General features: G+C 63.3%; 20 protein-coding genes and 1 pseudogene. 13 read left to right on the top strand and 8 right to left on the bottom strand.

Annotated features, from left to right (window positions below; genetic code table 11):
- The first annotated feature begins 136 nt into the window (after nucleotides 1-136).
- On the top strand, nucleotides 137-1,189 hold the full coding sequence (locus tag RhoBH5_RS10620) for an ABC transporter substrate-binding protein (protein WP_270008250.1): 1,053 nt from the start codon (nucleotides 137-139) through the stop codon (nucleotides 1,187-1,189).
- Nucleotides 1,190-1,197: 8 nt separating this feature from the next.
- Here the strand turns inward: RhoBH5_RS10620 and RhoBH5_RS10615 are convergent, their stop codons facing one another.
- A complete protein-coding gene (locus RhoBH5_RS10615; RefSeq protein ID WP_003942841.1) occupies nucleotides 1,198-2,142 on the bottom strand; it encodes a GlxA family transcriptional regulator in 945 nt (314 codons plus the stop codon).
- Between the two features lie 205 nt (nucleotides 2,143-2,347).
- Here RhoBH5_RS10615 and RhoBH5_RS10610 point away from each other — a divergent pair, with 205 nt between their 5' ends.
- The 4 genes from RhoBH5_RS10610 (at nucleotide 2,348) to RhoBH5_RS10595 (ending at nucleotide 5,323) form a co-directional block, all read left to right on the top strand.
- Nucleotides 2,348-3,022, top strand: a complete 675-nt coding sequence (locus tag RhoBH5_RS10610; protein WP_065351620.1) for a DJ-1/PfpI family protein — start codon at nucleotides 2,348-2,350, stop codon at nucleotides 3,020-3,022.
- A gap of 34 nt (nucleotides 3,023-3,056) precedes the next feature.
- A complete protein-coding gene (locus RhoBH5_RS10605; protein WP_003943264.1) occupies nucleotides 3,057-3,527 on the top strand; it encodes a DUF2269 family protein in 471 nt (156 codons plus the stop codon).
- A gap of 82 nt (nucleotides 3,528-3,609) precedes the next feature.
- Nucleotides 3,610-4,275 (top strand): HEAT repeat domain-containing protein, encoded by a 666-nt coding sequence (locus tag RhoBH5_RS10600; protein WP_185744475.1) that lies wholly within the window; start codon nucleotides 3,610-3,612, stop codon nucleotides 4,273-4,275.
- A 13-nt stretch (nucleotides 4,276-4,288) separates the two neighbouring features.
- Nucleotides 4,289-5,323 (top strand): HEAT repeat domain-containing protein, encoded by a 1,035-nt coding sequence (locus RhoBH5_RS10595; protein ID WP_054188326.1) that lies wholly within the window; start codon nucleotides 4,289-4,291, stop codon nucleotides 5,321-5,323.
- Nucleotides 5,324-5,367: 44 nt separating this feature from the next.
- On the opposite strand, the gene RhoBH5_RS10590 is transcribed toward RhoBH5_RS10595, so the two are convergent.
- Nucleotides 5,368-5,739, bottom strand: coding sequence for an SdpI family protein (locus tag RhoBH5_RS10590; RefSeq protein ID WP_168798815.1), 372 nt, complete (start codon nucleotides 5,737-5,739; stop codon nucleotides 5,368-5,370).
- 375 nt (nucleotides 5,740-6,114) lie between these two features.
- Here RhoBH5_RS10590 and RhoBH5_RS10585 point away from each other — a divergent pair, with 375 nt between their 5' ends.
- From RhoBH5_RS10585 to RhoBH5_RS32660, 3 genes and pseudogenes are all read left to right on the top strand, one after another.
- A complete protein-coding gene (locus tag RhoBH5_RS10585; RefSeq protein ID WP_030537437.1) occupies nucleotides 6,115-6,591 on the top strand; it encodes a hypothetical protein in 477 nt (158 codons plus the stop codon).
- A 133-nt stretch (nucleotides 6,592-6,724) separates the two neighbouring features.
- A pseudogene (locus RhoBH5_RS32665) lies at nucleotides 6,725-6,883 on the top strand (mini-circle protein); the annotation flags it as partial.
- A gap of 79 nt (nucleotides 6,884-6,962) precedes the next feature.
- Nucleotides 6,963-7,055 carry a mycothiol transferase gene (locus tag RhoBH5_RS32660; protein WP_370852753.1) on the top strand — a complete coding sequence of 31 codons (93 nt, stop codon included), beginning with the start codon at nucleotides 6,963-6,965 and terminating at the stop codon, nucleotides 7,053-7,055.
- Nucleotides 7,056-7,117: 62 nt separating this feature from the next.
- Here RhoBH5_RS32660 and RhoBH5_RS10575 read toward each other — a convergent pair whose 3' ends face one another.
- Nucleotides 7,118-7,579 carry a DUF6389 family protein gene (locus RhoBH5_RS10575; protein ID WP_054188324.1) on the bottom strand — a complete coding sequence of 154 codons (462 nt, stop codon included), beginning with the start codon at nucleotides 7,577-7,579 and terminating at the stop codon, nucleotides 7,118-7,120.
- Between the two features lie 356 nt (nucleotides 7,580-7,935).
- On the opposite strand from RhoBH5_RS10575, the gene RhoBH5_RS10570 reads away from it, so the two are divergent.
- Nucleotides 7,936-8,592: a response regulator gene (locus RhoBH5_RS10570; protein ID WP_030537435.1), complete on the top strand. Its 657-nt coding sequence runs from the start codon at nucleotides 7,936-7,938 to the stop codon at nucleotides 8,590-8,592.
- Nucleotides 8,593-8,619: 27 nt separating this feature from the next.
- On the opposite strand, the gene RhoBH5_RS10565 is transcribed toward RhoBH5_RS10570, so the two are convergent.
- Nucleotides 8,620-8,994 carry a response regulator gene (locus RhoBH5_RS10565; protein WP_223304479.1) on the bottom strand — a complete coding sequence of 125 codons (375 nt, stop codon included), beginning with the start codon at nucleotides 8,992-8,994 and terminating at the stop codon, nucleotides 8,620-8,622.
- 75 nt (nucleotides 8,995-9,069) lie between these two features.
- On the opposite strand from RhoBH5_RS10565, the gene RhoBH5_RS10560 reads away from it, so the two are divergent.
- Both RhoBH5_RS10560 and RhoBH5_RS10555 read left to right on the top strand, forming a co-directional pair.
- On the top strand, nucleotides 9,070-10,896 hold the full coding sequence (locus tag RhoBH5_RS10560) for a sensor histidine kinase (RefSeq protein WP_030537433.1): 1,827 nt from the start codon (nucleotides 9,070-9,072) through the stop codon (nucleotides 10,894-10,896).
- A gap of 120 nt (nucleotides 10,897-11,016) precedes the next feature.
- Nucleotides 11,017-11,838 carry an alpha/beta fold hydrolase gene (locus RhoBH5_RS10555; RefSeq protein WP_030537432.1) on the top strand — a complete coding sequence of 274 codons (822 nt, stop codon included), beginning with the start codon at nucleotides 11,017-11,019 and terminating at the stop codon, nucleotides 11,836-11,838.
- Between the two features lie 111 nt (nucleotides 11,839-11,949).
- Here RhoBH5_RS10555 and dmpG read toward each other — a convergent pair whose 3' ends face one another.
- From dmpG to RhoBH5_RS10540, 3 genes are read right to left on the bottom strand one after another with little or no spacing between them, the layout of a single operon-like run.
- Entirely contained in the window at nucleotides 11,950-12,978 is a 1,029-nt protein-coding gene (gene dmpG / locus RhoBH5_RS10550) for a 4-hydroxy-2-oxovalerate aldolase (protein ID WP_007735683.1), read from the bottom strand.
- Nucleotides 12,975-13,919 carry an acetaldehyde dehydrogenase (acetylating) gene (locus RhoBH5_RS10545; protein ID WP_003943168.1) on the bottom strand — a complete coding sequence of 315 codons (945 nt, stop codon included), beginning with the start codon at nucleotides 13,917-13,919 and terminating at the stop codon, nucleotides 12,975-12,977. Before RhoBH5_RS10545 ends, dmpG begins: the two co-directional genes overlap by 4 nt.
- Entirely contained in the window at nucleotides 13,916-14,743 is an 828-nt protein-coding gene (locus RhoBH5_RS10540; RefSeq protein WP_007735684.1) for a 2-keto-4-pentenoate hydratase, read from the bottom strand. The genes RhoBH5_RS10545 and RhoBH5_RS10540 overlap by 4 nt, the downstream gene beginning before the upstream one ends.
- A 69-nt stretch (nucleotides 14,744-14,812) precedes the next feature.
- Here RhoBH5_RS10540 and RhoBH5_RS10535 point away from each other — a divergent pair, with 69 nt between their 5' ends.
- A complete protein-coding gene (locus RhoBH5_RS10535; protein ID WP_003942865.1) occupies nucleotides 14,813-15,574 on the top strand; it encodes an IclR family transcriptional regulator in 762 nt (253 codons plus the stop codon).
- Here the strand turns inward: RhoBH5_RS10535 and helR are convergent.
- Nucleotides 15,536-17,758: an RNA polymerase recycling motor ATPase HelR gene (helR, locus tag RhoBH5_RS10530; protein ID WP_270008249.1), complete on the bottom strand. Its 2,223-nt coding sequence runs from the start codon at nucleotides 17,756-17,758 to the stop codon at nucleotides 15,536-15,538. The two genes, RhoBH5_RS10535 and helR, sit on opposite strands and share 39 nt — an antisense overlap.
- A 281-nt stretch (nucleotides 17,759-18,039) precedes the next feature.
- Between helR and RhoBH5_RS10525 the strand changes: the two genes are divergently transcribed.
- Nucleotides 18,040-18,504: a hypothetical protein gene (locus RhoBH5_RS10525; RefSeq protein WP_225320190.1), complete on the top strand. Its 465-nt coding sequence runs from the start codon at nucleotides 18,040-18,042 to the stop codon at nucleotides 18,502-18,504.
- Nucleotides 18,505-18,657: the final 153 nt, after the last annotated feature.

Below are 18,657 nucleotides of genomic sequence, written 5' to 3'. Positions count from 1 at the left end.
ACCTTCGTGCTACGTTAGGCGCCGTCACCCGCTCGGGGTGTCTGAGCAGGTCGATCGACCGGGAGGTCCTGGCGTGGCGAGAATTTTGGGACGAGGGCTGTCAGAGCGACGAAGTGGTGGCAGCCGTGTCCGCCGGATGGTAGCCGTCGTGGCGGCGTGCGGGCTGGCGGCCGGAATGGCGGCCTGCAGCAGCAACGGCGACAAAGACAGCACCGACGACAAAGACAGCACCCGGACTTCATCCGCAGTCGACGCCGCGTTTCCGGTGACGATCACGTCGGCTCTCGGCACGGCCGAGATCAAGGACGAGCCCAAGCGGGTTGCTACCTGGGGATGGTCCAATCAGGACGCCCTCCTGGCGCTCGGTGTCGTCCCGGTCGCGATGCCCACTTTCTCCGGACCTCAGTACGGGGCCGACGCGCAGGGCATTCTGAAGTGGGACGCCGAGGCACTCGACAAGCTCGGTGGCGAGCAGCCGATCTTGTTGTCGGGTGACGGAACGGGCGAAGCGCCTGTCGAGCAGTTCGCCAAGGCTGAACCAGATCTCATCTTCGCCCCGTACTCCGGGCTCACTCAGCAGGAATTCGACGCACTGTCGAAGATCGCGCCGGTGGTTTCCTTCCAGGACGAGCCGTGGACCGCGTCGTGGCAGGACCAGGTGACCATCGCTGGTCAGGCGCTGGGTAAACAGGCCGAGGCCGGCACGCTCATCGACAAGACCAACGCCGCGATCAGCGCGACGGCTGCGAAGAACCCTGCGTTGCAAGGTAAGACCGTCACCATCGGACTCCCGAACAGTCCGAGCACCTTCGCGGTGAGTAAGAACGCCGACGTGCGTGTCGAGTTCCTCGAGCAGCTGGGTCTGAAGAACGAGCCGACGATCCAGCAGGCCGATCCCGCCAAGGATCCCGAGGCCGTGTACTTCGAGCTGAGCACCGAGCAGGCGCCGCTGATTGCGTCTGACGTGCTGTTCGTGGTGGCCTACGACAAGGACTCTCTGAACGCGTTCCTCGCCGAGCCACTGGTGGCAGCTCAGCCGGTGATCGTCGATGGGCGTACGGCATCCACCAAGGACTTCAGCGTCGACAAGAACTTCGCGTTCGGCGGACTGACGGTCCTGACCATCCCGTACATCCTCGACGACGTCGCCACAGTTCTGAACACCGCTGCCGGCAACGTCAAGGGCTGACCGGCCCGCTAGCGGGAAGTTCGAAACTGTGTCCGGTACCGCTGTGGGCTGGTGCCGACCAGGTCTCGGAAGCGTTCGCGGAACGTGGTGACGGCATTGAATCCGACTTGTCCCGCAACACGTTCGATCGAGTGGTCGGTAGTCTCGAGCAGAAATTGCGCTTGGCGGAGCCGCGCGTGATGGAGCCACTGCAACGGCGTCGTACCGATTTGTTCCTGGAATCGGCGGTTGAGCGTGCGAGTGCTCATCGTTGCCTTGGCCGCGATTGTCGTGATGTCGAGTTGCTCCCCGAGGTTCTCTTCCATCCAGTTCAGTAGTGGTCGAAGGGTTGTCCCGCTGGGTACGGGAGGCTCGTGAACGATGAATTGTGCTTGCCCTCCGGCACGTTCGAGCGGCATCACACTCAGCCGCGCCGTGTCGGCGGCGACCGCGGACCCGTAGTCCTGACGGACCATGTACAGACACAGGTCGAGTGCGGCCGCGGCGCCGGCGGAAGTCAGGACGTGCCCGTTGTCTACGTAGAGAACGGCGGCATCGACGTCGATGGCCGGGTGCCGACGCGCCAACTCCGACGCAGCCGCCCAGTGCGTCGTCGCGCGAAGTCCGTCGAGCAGGCCTGTATCGGCGAGGGTGAATGCGCCGACGCACAGTGAGGCGATGCGCGTGCCGCGATCCGCGGCAGTTCTGAGGGCTTCGATGATCTCGGGGTCGATCGGCACATCGAGATCGGCGGTGCCCGGGATGATGATCGTGCTGGCCTGGGCGAGACGTGACAGTCCGTGCGGTACGCGCATCGTGAACGTTCCGGTCTCCACCTCCTCGGTGAGCGCGCACACGGCGGTCCGGTAGGCCGGTGCGCCTGAGGGAAGCCTGCATCGTCCGAAGACTTCGAGGGGTGCTGCCAGGTCCATCGGCACCACTCCGGGCAACGCGAGAACTGCAACGTCATGCATGTCTGAAACGTAGCGCATGTGGCGCGAGATTCTGTGATCTCGTGTCGTGAAATATCCTCTCAACTGGTATTTCGTAGAATATGTGAGGTTGGCTGAAAGCCGTCGAAGGTTGGCTTTCAGCCGTCGCCGCTGAGGTCAACTTCCTCCTACTGTCGTAGGAACAGCGACGCGCACAGGAGCGCGTCGCACAAAATCGGAGGTTGCAGTGCACGCGCAGATCGTGTTGTTCGACGGATTCGATCCCATGGATGTCGTGGGTCCGTACGAGGTGCTCTACGCCGGGGGTCTCGCCAGCGGTGGGGCGTTGAGTGTCGAACTCGTCAGTGCGGAGGGGCCTGGGACCGTCCTGAGCGGAAGTGGTGAACTCGCTATGACCGCCACTGCAACCCTCGATGTCGAACACGCGGATCTGATCATCGTTCCCGGAGCATCGGGTCTCTTCGAACCCGATGCGGACCAGCCGGGCACCAGTTTGCCGGAAAGGCTCGCGGCCACAACGGAAACCGAACTGCCTGTCATGATGCGGCGTGCACTCGACGATCCTGGTGTTCTTGTTGCGACCGTCTGTGGAGGATCTTTGGCGCTGGCGATGGCGGGGCTTCTCGAAGGGCGCCGCGCCGTGACACACCATCTTGCCGTGGACGCACTGGCGGCCGGCGGCGTTATTCCGATCCAGGCGCGAATCGTCGACGATGGTGACCTGATCACCGCCGGCGGTGTGACATCCGGTCTCGACCTTGGCCTGTACCTGTTGGAACGATGCCTCGGGCCCCGGATAAGTCTCGAGGTCGAAGCGCTCTTCGACTACGAGCGTCGTGGAACGGTGTGGTCGGCCAAGGGCGCCGAGCCTGTAATCACCTTCGCCCCGGACGCTGCGTGAATACGCTTGTGCGTACCGAAACGCGAGAAATCTCATGACCGGAATCCTGCTGTCCCTCCACGTGATTGCGGCCATTCTTGCCATCGGCCCCGTCGCTGTGGCGGCGAGTATGTTCCCGGTGGCGAGTCGCGCCGCGCTCGCCGATCCGGACAGCGCCAGTGTTGCGACGACGGGCATGCTGCATCGCATCGTTCGGGTGTATGCCACGATCGGAGTTGTCGTTCCGATGCTCGGTGTCGCCACCGCCGTCAATCTCGGAGTGCTCGGTGACCTGTGGATCCTCACCTCGATCGCACTCACCGTCGTTGCCGCCGTGATACTCACCGCGGTCGTGCTTCCCGCCCAACGGCTGACAATGGCGGCGATCGAAGGAACCGGGTCCGTTGTGGATGTCGCAACGCGGCTCACCCGTCGACTGGGCACAGCGACGGGGATCTTCAATCTGCTCTGGGTCGTTGTCGTCGTGCTGATGATCTTTCGGCCAGGATCGACAACCGGCGTGTGATCCGAGGCGATATTTCCCGTGTCGGAGACAGCGACGCTTGACCTTGACACAGTGACAAGGACTCCAATGGTCGACGAAGGAGGTGGTTGTCGTGAACACAACCAACCATGGTGGGCAGAATGCTCACCTCGTCGACGCATTGGCCGCGGCTGATCCCTCGGTTCGGCTGCGCGCCGCGCTCGCTGTCGGCACGCGCCCGGACCCTGAGCTGACGGATGCCCTGATCGATCGGTGCGCCGTCGAGCCGGACTTCTTCGTCCGCGACATGCTGACCTGGGCATTGTGCCGCTTGCCGGCCGAAATTACGGTGCCGAGGCTGATCCGTGAGCTCGGGTCCGATGGTTCGCAAGCCCGCAGTCAGGCGCTCCACACCTTGTCCAAGATCGGCGATCCGATCGCGTGGCCCGAGGTCTCTGCGCTGGTGCACGACCAGGACGACGAGGTCGCGCGCAGTGCGTGGCGCGCCGCAGTGGCACTCGTGCCGGCAGGAGTCGAGGGTGCACTCGCAGCGGATCTGGCGACCGAACTCGGGCGGGGCGAACTGCAGATGCAGCTCAGTCTGAGCCGTGCTCTGACCGGGCTCGGCGAGGCTGTACTCCCGGTGCTCGACGCGGCCGGAATGAGCCCGAATCCGCGTGCCCGGGCGCATGCTGATGCTACAAAGCAACTCTGGCACGACCCCGACGGTGGGTTCGCACTCTCACACGAGTTGGCGAAGCGCGTCGCGGCAATCGGCCCGGACGCGTAGGAAGGGGAGACGGATGTTGATCGGCGAGGTCTCGCGGCGTTGTGGTGTCAGCACACGGATGCTGCGTCACTACGACACCTTGGGACTGGTGAAGCCGACGGGCCGCACATCCAGCGGTTACCGGGAGTACTCCGCCGACGACATCCGTCGACTCTTCCACGTCGAGAGCTTGAGGACGTTGGGGCTCTCGTTGAACGAGGCCAAGCGTGCACTGGACGAACCCGACTTCGCGCCGGCCGATTTGGTGGGTGAACTCATGCAACACACTCGGCAACGGATCGCGGCGGAGGAGGAATTGCTGACCAAACTCGAAAGGGTCGATGCCAGCGCCCCTTCGGAGTGGGACGACGTCCTGCGCATGGTCTCGCTGTTGCGTGCACTCGAATCCGAGTTCGCTGCTCATCGTCAGCAAGCGATCCTGTCGCAGGAGCTGAATGCGGCGTTGCCCGTCGACGCACTCGTCGAGGCCATCCTGTCGGAGAAGGATGCCAACGTGGCCGGAGCGTTGCAGTGGGCGTTGGCGAGGACCGAAGGTGCGGGCCTTGCAGGTCTCACGAAGGGGCTCGAATCGGAGGACGTCGAGGTTCGACGCCGCGCGACGTCGGCCATCTCCGGGATCCACACCGAGGAAGCAACTCGGGCGCTGAAGCGAGCTCTCGATGATTCGGACGCGATAGTCCGCGCCGACGCTGCTCTCACCCTCGGATCTCGCGGAGAGACCGTTTCGATGCCCGCTCTCCTCGAGATGGTCGCCGACGGGCGACGCGACGTCGAGGCCGGAGAGGTGCTCGGTCTTCTCGCGGAGCACTCACCGACAAGCGGTGAGGTCGTCGATGCCGTGCAGGCAAGACTCGACGGCACTGACGACGCCCCGACGAGGTTGCGAATCACGCAGGCACTCGCTGAGATTCCCGGCGCGGCGGCCCGGGAAGCGCTCGCCCGGCTGACACGCGACGACGACAAGACGGTCGCGTCCACGGCAGCGGCGATCCTCGAGATGCGGGACCGTGGACCACGCCGGCGCGAACGACCGCGTATCGGGAACTGAAATCGGAGAACTAGGGCACCTCTGACAAATGCGGGCCCGGGTGGTCAGCGCCGCAACGATTTTGCCGCAGCGTTGCCCTTCAACGCTGCACAGAGCAGGACAAGGAGCACCGCTAGAAACACGACTGTTGAGGCGACAGCCGACACCACAGATCCGAAACCTGTCACGACACCGATGACGACCTGCATGCACAGTCCCACTACGGCTGTCCACACCGTCCGGCGTAGAAGGGGCCACGCAATCCGATGGGCCAATTGCCACGCCTCGGGGCTCGAGATCGTCGCCTTCGTGCGTATGCCGACAACGGGATTCGGTTCATCACCGACGACTCGCGGAAGAATCCCGGCAACGAACGCGAGGACAAGCGTCGACGACGACAGCGAGGCCGTCAGACCCAGTAAGTCAGGCGATCCCACCCGTCCAGCCCCCCTGTCGGCAGATTTGACACAGCGGACATTCCAGTCTGGGGTGCCGCTGGGACACATCCGACTGTATGCGAACGAATGTATGTACTGCTGATCGGGTGACGCACTTTCAGGCTTTGTCGGATGAGCAGTGGACTCGATCTCGGACTAGTTTTCAGACAAGCCCTAGTGTGGATTGCCTAGGCAGAAAAGGTTTCCCGCCGGATCCGCCAACACGTGCCGGATGATCCGCCCGAATCAAGTCGAGGTGAACCGTATTCCTTTGGCTGTGAGCCTGATCCATCTCAGGCAAAGCCTCGAAGCTGCTGCGCACCCGCTGCGCGGTGATCAACGGATATGGTCTCTCACGTGGTGGATCAACGGCGAATGAGTTTGCGACGCAGGTACCTGAGCCTCGGTCTTGGCGAACTGGCCGCCGCGGGAGTGTTTGCCGCCGTGGCTGTCAGCGTCGTGATGCCTCGGCTCGAAGGTCCGAAAGACTCCGCGGCGCTGTGGTCGGCGCTGGCCCCAATGCTCGTGGTTCTCGTGCAAGCGGGTGTCTATTGGCTGCTTGCCCGAGGCTGGGTCGAGCAGGCGCCGATGCCTGCCCGCCTCGCGGCGCTCTACCGTGTGTTTCGGGTCCTCGACATTGTCGTCTTGGCGGTCGGTCTCCTCGGCGTGCTCATTTGGCTACCAGATCATTTCGTCACTGCGGCGGCCATCATGGTGGTGTGGGCTTTCGGCGTCGTCGAATACGTCAATTACTTCGTGGCCCGTCTCGCTTATCCGCTGCGGCGGTGGCCGTTCGAGGTCGGCAAGTGGCGGACGCCTCAACTTGTGCGCGACCTGCATTCGGCGCGGTGATACCGGCAATTAAGCCGGCCTTTGCCGCAACGGCAAAATTTGATGCGGGATCGGCGTGAGTTCGGAAGGATCGGTACTGCCTATCCAGGAATGAAGCCTCTTCGTCGTTCTTCACCGAGGAAGGAGATCCACCATGGCAACGTCGCGTCGGAGCCGCCGTGATGTCCCACCGCCCCGGACAGGGATTAGCGAGACCGATACGCTGCGCGCGTTTCTCGACTACCTGCGTGATTCGATCGCTGCCGAGGTTGAAGGTGCTCCGGAACCTCAGGTGCGCACCACAATTGTTCGGTCGGGAACAACCTTGCTCGGGCTGGTCAATCATTTGACCTTTGTCGAACGATCGATGTTTCTCGCCGAAAACGTGACGGATTGGAAAGCGACGTTTCAGCGAAGAGACCGGGCGCCATGCCGGGCACGCTGACATCCTCCGCGAACTTATCGACGGTTCGACCGGTCGGTGACATCGCAACATCGATCACAACAGTGGTTCGAAGTCGTCCGTCTCGCCGACAGCTTCCGCGCTTCATTGAGGCGAATGTCCACTACCGAAATCGGGGCCCACAGGTATCGGGTCGGTCGCTCCGTCGGGAGTTGTTACTTCCCAGTGCAGTTCGGATGCAGTCGGGGGAACGAGCGCGCCGATCCACTCGGCAACGACACCGACGATAACTTTCTCGAGTTCCGTGCGTGACCACTCTCGCGGACGAGTGGGAACCGGTGGCTCCCAGCCTTCCTCACCCCAGATCACGCTGAAAAGCTCCCGCTCGTCGCCGATCTGCTGATTCAAACTGAACGCATCCGGATCGTCGAATCGCGCCCAGACGCCGAAAGTGCCCTCGCCGTCCTGGTCCACGGAGACGTCGATGACAATGCCTTCGGCATGTGCTGTCGCCGCGGCGCGCATCGCCGCCAGCCGGCTTTCGACTACCGACGATGTGGTGTCGAGGACGGACCTCAGCGAGTCACGGTATTCGGTAGCTTCCACGGACTCAGAATATAGAACTCGTGGCTTCGAGCATGGTGGTATCGGGTCTTGGCCGAAATGTGGAGCGATGACGAGACCTGGGGGACTCGCAGTGCATCTTCGTGTCAAAGGATAACCGTTCGCCTGCAAGCATTTTCGGAAATCGATAGGGTTTGGCTTGTATTGATGTGGGGAGACTCGCAGCGTTGAGTGCGGAATCTGCGCACGACGGTTTCGCTCCTCGAGATCAGAGCGGTGAAGGTGGCATATGTCCGTTATCTTTTAAGCGGTGGTCCCATCTCCGGCCGCCACGCACTTGCGAGTGCGGACTGCAAGTGGAAGGCGGCCCTCGTGCAACAGGTATCGAGCCGAGTCTTGTGACGGCCCTGCGAGTGGTCATCGCCGACGACGACGTGCTCCTACGGGAGGGGGTGGCCAGCCTGCTCACTCGGGCAGGCCTGGAAATCGTCGGACAGGCAGGGGATGCGGACGAACTGCTGACACTGGTCGACGGGCAAAATCCGCAACTGGCCATCATCGACATCCGGATGCCACCGTCACACACTTCGGAAGGGCTCGACGCAGCGCTGCGTATAAGAAGAGAGTTCCCCTCCGTTGCAATGCTTTTACTGTCAGCACATGTCGAGGTCGATCATGCGTTGGAGCTTCTCGACGGAGGGAAGGGGATCGGGTACCTCCTCAAGAGTCGAGTGACCGACGTAGACGATTTCGTCGCGACGCTCGACAGGATCGCAGCCGGCGCCTCGGTCATCGATCCCGCTCTGGTCTACGAATTGGTGGCGGCCAGGCGACGTGACGACCCGTTGGCGGCACTTAGCGTCCGCGAGCGAGAAGTGCTGACGCTGATGGCAGAAGGCCTGTCGAACGTGGGGATAGGGCGTCGGCTGTGGATCACCGAGGGCACCGTCGAAAAGCACGTGCGGAGCATCCTCACCAAGCTCGATCTGGAGAGTACCGCCGACGACCATCGCCGCGTGCGCGCAGTCATCATGTATCTCGATGCCGTCAGCTGACGGGTGTCTGCGTTTGAATCGGCATACTCATCCTTGCGAAAGAATCCGCGCAATCGAGTCTGCGGACAGTTCGAACTTCGAGAGGAATCCGATGGCTGAACTCGATTCGACAAGATCGGCGAAGTCTTCTTCGTCGTGTGTCGACACAAGGATGATGGCCGGCGTCGGCGCCAAACCGGCGGCGTGGAGAACCTCCACCACGTCGAATCCGCTTTCGAAACCGAGGTCGATGTCCACCAGGACCAGGTCGGGGTGGGTAGCTTCGGCCACTGTGATGGCCGTGCCGAGGCTGGATGCGGTTCCGACAACCGTCATACCCGCGGCCTCGAGCACTCGTCGTGCAGCGGTGCAGAATGCATCGCTGTCGTCGACGATGAGGCAGCTCCGGTCGGAAGACTTCACCCTGTCAAGGCTGTCAGACGTCGGCGCACCCGGCATTACCGCTACCCGTAATTTCTCGGGGAACCCGGGCGTCCGATGACTTCGTCAGTTCCGTTGCGCGGCCGTCTCGTCACGTCCGTGCTGCGTCCGAGCGCTCCTCCCCTCGGTTGGGGCATCGCCCTGGCTACGGGATTGATTGTCGTGGAGATTCTTCTCGTTCTGATGTTGAAGCGGATTGCACCCGAGAATGCGTTCGGCGCGGTTTTTCTTTTCGGTGTCCTCGTCGTTTCGGCAGGCTGGGGATTTCGGCTGTCAATTGCGACGGCGGTTGCCAGCACTGCCGCGTACGCCTACATCCACGTCGTCGAAAGCCGTGAAAGCCTTGTACCGGCAGTGGTGGTTTTTCTCGTCCTGGCCTTGCTGACCAACGTTCTCGTCGGTCAGTCACGTCTTCGCGCCATGGAATCGGATCAGCGTCGTCGTGAGGCGGATCTGTTGGCTGCGCTGGCTCGGACGATGCTTCGGACGTCGAATGTAGTGGAGATGCTTGACGACGCGAGCGTGCGATTGTCCGCCGTGCTCGACCTGCCCGCGCCGTATGCGAAGTTAGGGCCCGCGGATGCCCCGGTGGGGCGCGGGCAGAGGCGGATCGTTCTACGGGATGGAGCCTGTGTCGCGGGTTCGCTACTTGTACCGGCAGAGTTGACCCAGGCCGATGCTCGCCGCGTTCAACGAATCGTACCGTCGCTCGAGGCCCTGCTTGCCGCTGTGCGAGATCGCGGGGTACTTCTCGAACAGACTCTCGCGTTGGCGCGTCAGCAGGCTTCACTGCGACGCGTAGCGACACTTGTTGCCTCGAGAGCCGAACCCGACGATGTCCATCATGCTGTCGCCGCGGAGTTGGCCGACGGACTGGACATCGAACACGTGTCGGTCGTGCGTTACGACGACGACGACTACTTCACAATTCTCGCTGCGCGGGACGATACTACAACCGGAGAACGATTGATCCCGGGTGAACGCTTCCCTGTCGGTGGATACAACGTCTGCACGATCGTCGAGACTTCGGGTGCGCCGATTGCCATCGACTTCACCACTGCGACAGGGGCGATCGCGGGGAGGCTGCGCGGACGCGGGTTGCGTACGGGAATCGGGGTACCGATCAACGTCGACGGTCGGACGTGGGGAGCTGTAATCATCGGCGGTACGGGACGTGTTCTCGCGAGTGACGTCGAGGACCGGTTGACCGACTTCGCAGACCTGCTCGCAACCGCGGTCTACAACGGTGAAACCAGGCGCGAGCTCACACGGTCCAGGGCGCGCGTCGTGGCTGCAGCCGACAAAGCCCGCCGAACCATCGAACGTGACCTGCACGACGGGGCGCAACAGCGGATCGTCACTCTCGGGATGGAGTTACGCGGCGCGCAGGCCGCAGTTCCCGACGGATTCGATGAGCTGCGAATCAGCTTGGCCCGCACCGTTGAGACACTGGCTCAAGTCAATACCGATCTTCGTGAACTCTCGCGAGGGATTCACCCGGCGATCCTGTCCCGCGGGGGTCTCGCGCCGGCGCTGAAGACTTTGGCTCGCCGCAGTCCGATCCCGGTCGCGCTCACAGCCGAGATCGTCACTCGACTAACCGATTCTGTGGAAGTCGCGGCGTACTACGTTGTCGCTGAAGCGCTCACCAACACCGCGAAATATGCCGACGCGTCCGTGGTTACGATCGCGGCCGTCTCGCAAGAGGGTCGTCTGGACCTCACCATCAGTGACGATGGCAAGGGGGGAGCAGACGCCGAAAGCGGTTCGGGTCTGATCGGGCTGCAGGACCGCGTTGCCGCGGTTGGAGGAACTCTGACGATCTCGAGCCCGGTCGGTGGTGGCACCACCATCACCGTTCGCATCGATCCCTCTACCAGTTAGCCGGTAGTGGGTTCCCCGGGTAGCGCTCCCCCACAATGGAAGCCAGCAGCGACGACATCGCTCCTGAAGTGGACGAATGTTCTTGTTACCCAACGAGAACCTTTCGCCCAGGAGGACATCATGCCGTACATCACCACTTCCGACGGAACCGAGATCTACTACACCGAACAGGGCGCCGGGAGGCCTGTGCTGCTCAGCCACGGTTGGCCCCTCTCCTCGGACGCCTGGCAGTTGGAACTCAAGGTGCTCGCCGACGCCGGTTACCGTGCCATCGCACACGACCGTCGCGGCCACGGCCGGTCCTCGAAGACCTATCAGGGCAACGACATGGATACCTATGCCCGTGATCTGGCTGAACTCGTCGAAGCGCTCGACCTCCACGATCTGACGCTCGTCGGTCACTCGACCGGAGGCGGCGAGGTCGTTCGGTACGCAGCGCAACACGGCGCAGGGCGTGTTGCCAAGGTGATCACCGCCGGCGCCGTTCCGCCGATCATGGTGAAGTCGGAGAACAACCCGGAGGGCACACCGATCGAAGCGTTCGACGACATCCGGTCCGGAGTTCTCACCGACCGTTCGCAGTTCTATCGCGACATCGCCGAGCCGTTCTTCGGCGCAAATCGCGAGGGGTCGAACGTGTCCCAGGGGGCGAAGGACGATTTCTGGCGCCAGGGAATGCTGGTCAATCTGGCAGCTGCCTACGACTGTGTCAAGGCGTTCTCGGAGACGGACTTCAGCGAGGACTTGAAGGCGTTGACCGTTCCCGTCTTCATTGCGCAGGGTGACGACGACCAGATCGTTCCCATTGGCGCAGCCGCCCTCAAGGCAATCGAATTGGTCAATGACGGCACATTGAAGATCTACAAGGGTGCGCCGCACGGAATCTACGGCGACTACCAGAAGGCTTTGGACGCAGACATTCTCGACTTTATCGCCAAGTAAGCCATTCAGCCCAGGCCGGTGGTGACCGTATGGTCACCACCGGCCTTTACGTGACAGAGTCCCGCCCTCGTCCGGAGACGGGACTCGGGTGTCAGCGAACTCGGCAGCGCGTCAGACTGCTTCCTTTGTCGCCTGCGCTGCGAGGGTGAGCGCGATGTCGACGATCATGTCCTCCTGACCACCCACCAGACGGCGGCGTCCAGCTTCGAGCAGCAGTGTGCGAACGTCGATTCCGTAGCGCTCCGACGCAGCTTCGGCGTGGCGCAGGAAGCTCGAGTACACGCCGGCGTAGCCGAGAGTGAGGGTTTCGCGATCGACGCGGACCGGCCGGTCCTGCAGCGGTCGGACGATGTCGTCGGCGGCATCCTGCAGGGCGAACAGGTCGCAGCCGTGCTCCCACTCCTCGATGTTGGCGACGGCGATGAAGGCCTCGAGGGGGCAGTTGCCGGCACCGGCGCCGTGACCGGCAAGCGAAGCATCGACGCGGGTGACGCCGTTCTGCACTGCAACAACGGAATTGGCAACCGAGAGCGAGAGATTCTCATGGGCGTGGATACCGATTTCGGTGCCCTCGTCGAGGATGTCGCGGTATGCACGAACACGATCCGCGACGTCGTTCATCACCAGACGTCCACCCGAGTCGGTGACGTAGACGCAGTGCGCGCCATACGATTCCATCAACTTGGCCTGCTTGGCCAGTTCCTCGGCAGGCGCCATGTGGCTCATCATCAGGAAGCCCGAGACGTCCATGCCGATCTCGCGGGCGGTTTCGATGTGCTGCGCGGAGACGTCGGCCTCGGTGCAGTGCGTGGCAACGCGAACCGAGCGAACACCGAGGTCGTAGGCATGCTTGAGTTCACTGATCGTGCCGACACCCGGAAGTAGCAGCGTGGTGAGACGAGCGTGCTCGAGTACCTCGGCCGCTGCTTCGATCCATTCCCAGTCGGTGTTCGAGCCGGGGCCGTAGTTGAGCGAGCCGCCGGCGAGGCCGTCACCGTGTGCTACTTCGATCGCGTCGACGCCGGCAGCGTCGAGAGCTGTGACGATCCGCTTGACGTCGGCGGGCGAAATGCGGTGGCGGACAGCGTGCATGCCGTCACGAAGGGTGACGTCCTGGACGAAGATCTTGCGGTTGCTCACTTGGTTGCTTCCTTCTGCTGGGCGATGCGCTCCGCGATCTGCATTCCGGCGGACGTCATGATGTCGAGATTGCCGGCGTACGCAGGCAGGTAGTGTGCCGCGCCCTCGACCTCGAGGAACACCGACACCTGGTGGGTGGGGCGATTGCCGTCGACGAGCAACGTCTCGACGGGCTGGTCGGCCGGGATCTCGGTGATCTGGACTTCCTGCTTGAGCCGGTAGCCGGGGACATACGCGGACACGTCGCCGACCATCTTCTCGATCGACTGACGGATCTCGTCGTGAACAGCCGGGTCCGGTGCGTCGACGAGGCAGAAGACCGTGTCGCGCATGATGAGCGGCGGCTCAGCGGGGTTGAGGATGATGATGGCCTTGCCGCGACGAGCGCCGCCGACTGCCACGATCGCCTCGGACGTGGTCTCGGTGAACTCGTCGATGTTGGCGCGCGTTCCGGGACCGGCCGACTTGGAGGCGATGGACGCGACGATCTCCGCATACGCCACCGGGACGACCCGAGAAACAGCGGCAACCATCGGGATGGTGGCCTGGCCGCCACACGTCACCATGTTGACGTTGGGTGCGTCCAAGTGCTCGTCCGCGTTGACGGCCGGTACGACGTACGGTCCGATCGCGGCAGGCGTCAGGTCGATCATGCGCTTGCCGAGGGGAGCCAGCCGCGCGTTGTTGGCCACGTGAGCCTTTGCCGAGGTGGCGTCGAAGACGATCTCGATCTCGTCGAAGTTCGGCAGACCGACAAGGCCTTCGACGCCTTCTGCCGTGATCGGCACGTTCAGACGCGCGGCGCGAGCGAGGCCGTCGGACGCGGGGTCGATACCGACCATCGCGCCCATCTCCAGGTAGTCGGAGTTACGCAGCACCTTGATCATCAGATCCGTGCCGATGTTGCCCGATCCGATGATCGCGACCTTGACCTTGCTCATGCGTTGTCCTCTTCGCTGGAGAAACTGGTGGTGACGGAACCGAGCCCGGAGACGGTCACGGTGACTACGTTGCCTGCGGTGACCGGTGCCATGGGGCCGAGAGCGCCGGACAGGATCACCTGCCCTGCGGTCAGCGGCTGCCCCAACTCACGTGCAGTGCGGGCGAGCCAGACGACGGCTTCGATCGGATCGCCCAGGCAGGCGGTTCCGACGCCGGTGGACACCTCGGTGCCGTCGACGGACATCGACATGACGACGCCGGCGGGTTCCACCTCGTCGAGGGTGCGTCGTTCGGTTCCCAGGACGTACACGCCCGAGGACGCATTGTCGGCGACGGTGTCACCGAACTTGATGTCCCACGACTCGATGCGGCTGTCGCAGATCTCGATCGCGGCGACGGCGTAGTCGATCGCACCGCGCACCTGCGCACTGTCCAGCGGTCCGTCCACGAGGTCGGCACCGAGCACGAAGGCAACTTCCGCTTCGACCTTGGGCTGGATCAAACGGCTCATGGGGATGGCGCCGCCGGCGGGGAACTCCATGTCGGCGTACAGCACGCCGAGGTCGGGCTGGTCGACACCGAGCTGCTGCTGGACTGCCACCGAGGTCAGGCCGATCTTGCGGCCTACGACCACGGCCCCCGCCTGCCGACGGATTTCGTCGACGCGGCGCTGGACGGCGTAGGCGGCGACGAGGTCGTCGGCGCCGATCAGATCGCGCACGGGCGCGCAGGGAGTGCCGCTCGCGATGGCGGCTGCGAGGCGGTCCGCAGCAGCTGCGATGTCGGTCTCGCTAGCTGTACTGGTATTCGTGGGCTGGCTCATGGCCACTACTTTCGCCGCGGCACCGAGATTGCGCCAGGGAACTGTCTCACTCAGCGATACGCTGGGGAGGTGACTGGCAGCGCAAACCTCGACACCGTGCTCGGCAAGGCGGTGACGATCCTGCGCGCCTTCCGGGCCGACGACCACGTGTTGCCTCTGGCCACCCTGGTCCAGCGGACGGGCCTGCACAAGGCGACGGTGCACCGCCTGGCCAACGAACTGGTCGCGAACCGGCTACTCGACCGTATCGACGGTGGCTACCGGCTCAGCGGCGGCCTCTTCGAACTCGGCATGCTCGCCTCTCTCGAACGTAGCCTCCTGGAGATGGCGATGCCGTTCCTCCAGGACCTGTACGAGCGGACCCACGAGACAGTCCACCTGGGGGTCCGTGACGGCCACGACGTCGTATACGTCGCGAAGATCGGCGGCCATCGACAAGCCAACTCCCCGTCTCGGACCGGCGGCCGGATACCGCTGTATTGCACCGCAATCGGAAAGGCGCTCCTTGCATTCTCCGACAACGAATTTCGCCGCGAAGTGTTGTCGGAACCGATGACGCGCCGAACCCCGCACACAATTGTTGCGCCCGGCATTCTCAATACTCAATTGAACCGAGTGGTCGAGACCGGTATTGCGTTCGAGCGCGAGGAATCAGCGCCGGGTCTCGCGTGCGTTGCGGCGCCGGTATTCGGAACCAATGACAAACCCGTCGCGGCCATCAGTGTCACCGGTCCCACCAGTCGCTTCGTCCCCGAGAGCCAGGTGTCCTACGTGCGCGCTGCTGCCGAAGGCCTACACAGCACGATCGCTCGCCGCGAACGATTGCGGTGATCTGGCCGTCCCGACCCGGACGAGCCCGGTCAATGCGTGCGGCAATGGCCCCTCGTGTAAGACGCCGAGACGTTGGGTCGCGCGGGTGAGGGCGACATAGAGTTCAGACGCACCGCGTGGGCCGTCGGCGATGATTCGCTCCGGTTCCACGACGAGCACGGCATCGAACTCCAGGCCCTTCGTTTCCGAAACCGGCACAGCGCCGGGCACACTCGCAGGTCCGATGACGACGCTCGTACCCTCGCGTCCGGCCTCGTCCTGATTGAATTCGTCGATGGCGGAGGCTAGTTCGTCGGCGGATATTTGTCTGGACCACGGCGCGATCCCGCAGGCGCGGACGGACTCGGGTGGCTGGACGTCTGGCGCGAACTCGGCGAGCAAGGCGGCGGCGACGCTCATGATCTCGGCGGGGGTGCGATAGTTCACCGACAGGGATCGGTAGATCCAGCGGCCGGGAACGTACGGCTCCATCATCGTCGCCCACGATCGGGCACCTGCGGGTGAACGTCGTTGCGCGAGATCACCTACCACCGTGAAAGACCGGTCCGGGCAACGGCGCATCAGGACTCGCCAGTCCATCTCGGACAGCTCTTGTGCCTCGTCGACCACGATATGCCTGTACGTCCAGTCTCGGTCAGCAGCAGCGCGTTCGGCGAGCTCCCGGGTATCGCGTTCGACGAAACGATCCGCCAGGTCCTCGGCGTACAGCATGTCTTGGGCGAGGAGATGATCCTCGTCGTCCATCAAGTCTTCACGACTGATCATCATGTCCAGCACGCCCGCTGCATACGCAGCCTCGTCGCGGCGTTCACGTTCGGCACTCTGGTCGACGGGCTTGTCCCGGCCGAGCATGTCCACCAATTCGTCGAGAAGCGGAACGTCGGACACCGTCCAGGCATCGCCCTCTCGGCGCAACAGTGTCTCGTCTGCGCCTGCCTTGCGTAGGCGTTCCGGCGAAGTAAACAGCTGTGTCAGTAGCTCTTTCGGTGTCAAGATCGGCCAGAGTGCGTCGAGTGCGGCGGCAAACGCGTCATTCTCCGCCAACTCTGCGGTCAGATCTGCGCGCACTTGTTCCCAGGCTTCACGGTCACTGCGTGTCAACCATCCCTTGCCGATCTGCGCTATCGCCCGCTCGGTCAGTGCCCAGGTGACGATTTCGGTGAACACAGTCCGAGCGTCGTTATGGGGGAGTCCGCTCGAACGAGCTTCTTCTCGGGCCCATTCCGCAGTTTCGGCGTCGATTCGCACTGTGACGTCCGCCAATTCGATCAACAACGGGTTCTCGGGCAAGCGCTGATGATCGGCAATCGCTGCGCCGAGAACGTCCAGGATCTTCAGCGAGCCTTTGAGCCCAGCGGCCTCCGGAGTGTCCTCGGCAGTGACGCGTAGACCGGGAACGAGATCACCGGTGGTCATGAACACCACGTCGGACTCGCCCAGCGAGGGCAGCACGCGGCCGATGTGGTTCAGGAACGCCGGGTTCGGCCCGACCACGAGAACGCCGTGACGTTCCATTCGCTCTCGCTGCGTGTAGAGCAGGTAGGCGACGCGGTGCAAGGCGACGACGGTTTTCCCGGTACCGGGGCCACCTTCGATCACCAGCACCCCGGGGTGTTCGAGTCGGACGATGTCGTCCTGCTCGGCCTGGATCGTGGCCACGATGTCGCGCATGCCCTCACCTCGCGGTGCGTTAACCGCAGCGAGCAAGGCGGAGTCGCTGTGGGTGTCGTGTTCTGCGCCGTCAGGGCGCCCGAGTACCTCGTCGGTGAAATCGACCACGTGTCGACTGCGTGTGTGGAACTGACGGCGTCGACGCATGTTCTCCGGGTTTGCAGCGGTGGCAACGTAGAACGGGCGAGATGCCGGCGCCCGCCAATCGAGCAGCACCGGTTCGTAGTCGTTGTCCGCATCGAGAAGGCCGATTCGGCCGATGTACGAAGTCTCACCCGACAGTGAGTCCAACCGGCCGAAGCACAGGCCGTTGTCGGCTACGTCCAGCCTCTTCACCTCTTTGGCGAGCGCGCGCACCTCTGCATCGCGTTCCATGAGTGCTTCGCCGTTTCCGCGCAGAGCGGTGCTGTACCTGCCCTTGACTCGGGCGCGCTGCGCATCGAGGCGTGCGTAGAGCGCCTCCACATAGTTCCGCTCGGATCGCAGTTCTTCTTCGTATCCCTGGGTTGGCACGTGCCCTCACTTCCGCTGGCTGTTCCGATCCCGTAGTGGGTCGTGCGGGATCGGAAGAGCCATTTTGCGGCACTACCCGGGCCTTGCCGCAAGGCCCCCGGTGCGATATACATTGATAGTGGAAGGGAGTGTCGATCCTCCCCCGGCTTTTTCCCACAGATCCTCTCGCGACCCCCCAGCCTGATGCACGGCTCCCAGCCTGGTCGATGTTTGGACCCCGAGTGCCACGGGTACAAATCCAGTGACCGGTGTTCCAAAATCGGTTCCCCTCATGAACTTACGTGGATCGAGGGATTGTGAAGGCGATACTGGCAACGGCCGCGAGCATCCTTCTGGTGGTTGCCTTGGCCGTCGCCGTCTTGCTTCTCCTTTCCGGATCACCGCGCGAAGGTACTTCGCACGAGCTCGCCGATACGGTTCACACGATCGGTGGGAAGCCGACAACCTGCACCGAGTTGTTCGGTGAAACATGCAGCTTTGCTTTGCAGTCGGACTACAACCAGTGGGGACAAAACCTCGAGGGTTTTGTCAATGCCGGGACCCTCGGACCTTTCGCCCGCAGTATCGGCTTCGTGGCGGAGGCGAAACTGAGCTTGCAGGCATGCGAGGTCAGCGCAACCGCCGGGCGGACGATTCTCGATTTCTACACTCTCGCCGAGATCGACCACCCCACGGCCACCACCACCGACCTCTTCCCCTTCTGGAACGAGTCCCGCCAATTCCTGTGCCCGGTAAACAGTTTCTGAGAATGCTGTTTGCTATTTGAGATGTTCGAGACGCATCGCTCGATCGGAGCCAGGTTGGGCGCAAGCGCGCGAATCGTGGACAGCGTTCCGCCCACGGGGGGATCGGTCTGTAGCTGGCTCATGAGCACTGAATAACACACGAGAGTGAACGGC

The organism is Rhodococcus sp. BH5 (genome assembly GCF_027583855.1).
In the GTDB taxonomy this organism is placed as follows: domain Bacteria; phylum Actinomycetota; class Actinomycetes; order Mycobacteriales; family Mycobacteriaceae; genus Rhodococcus_F; species Rhodococcus_F qingshengii.
The sequence above is the reverse complement of the archived record's forward strand: the minus strand, read 5'-3'. Positions and strand labels throughout refer to the sequence as shown.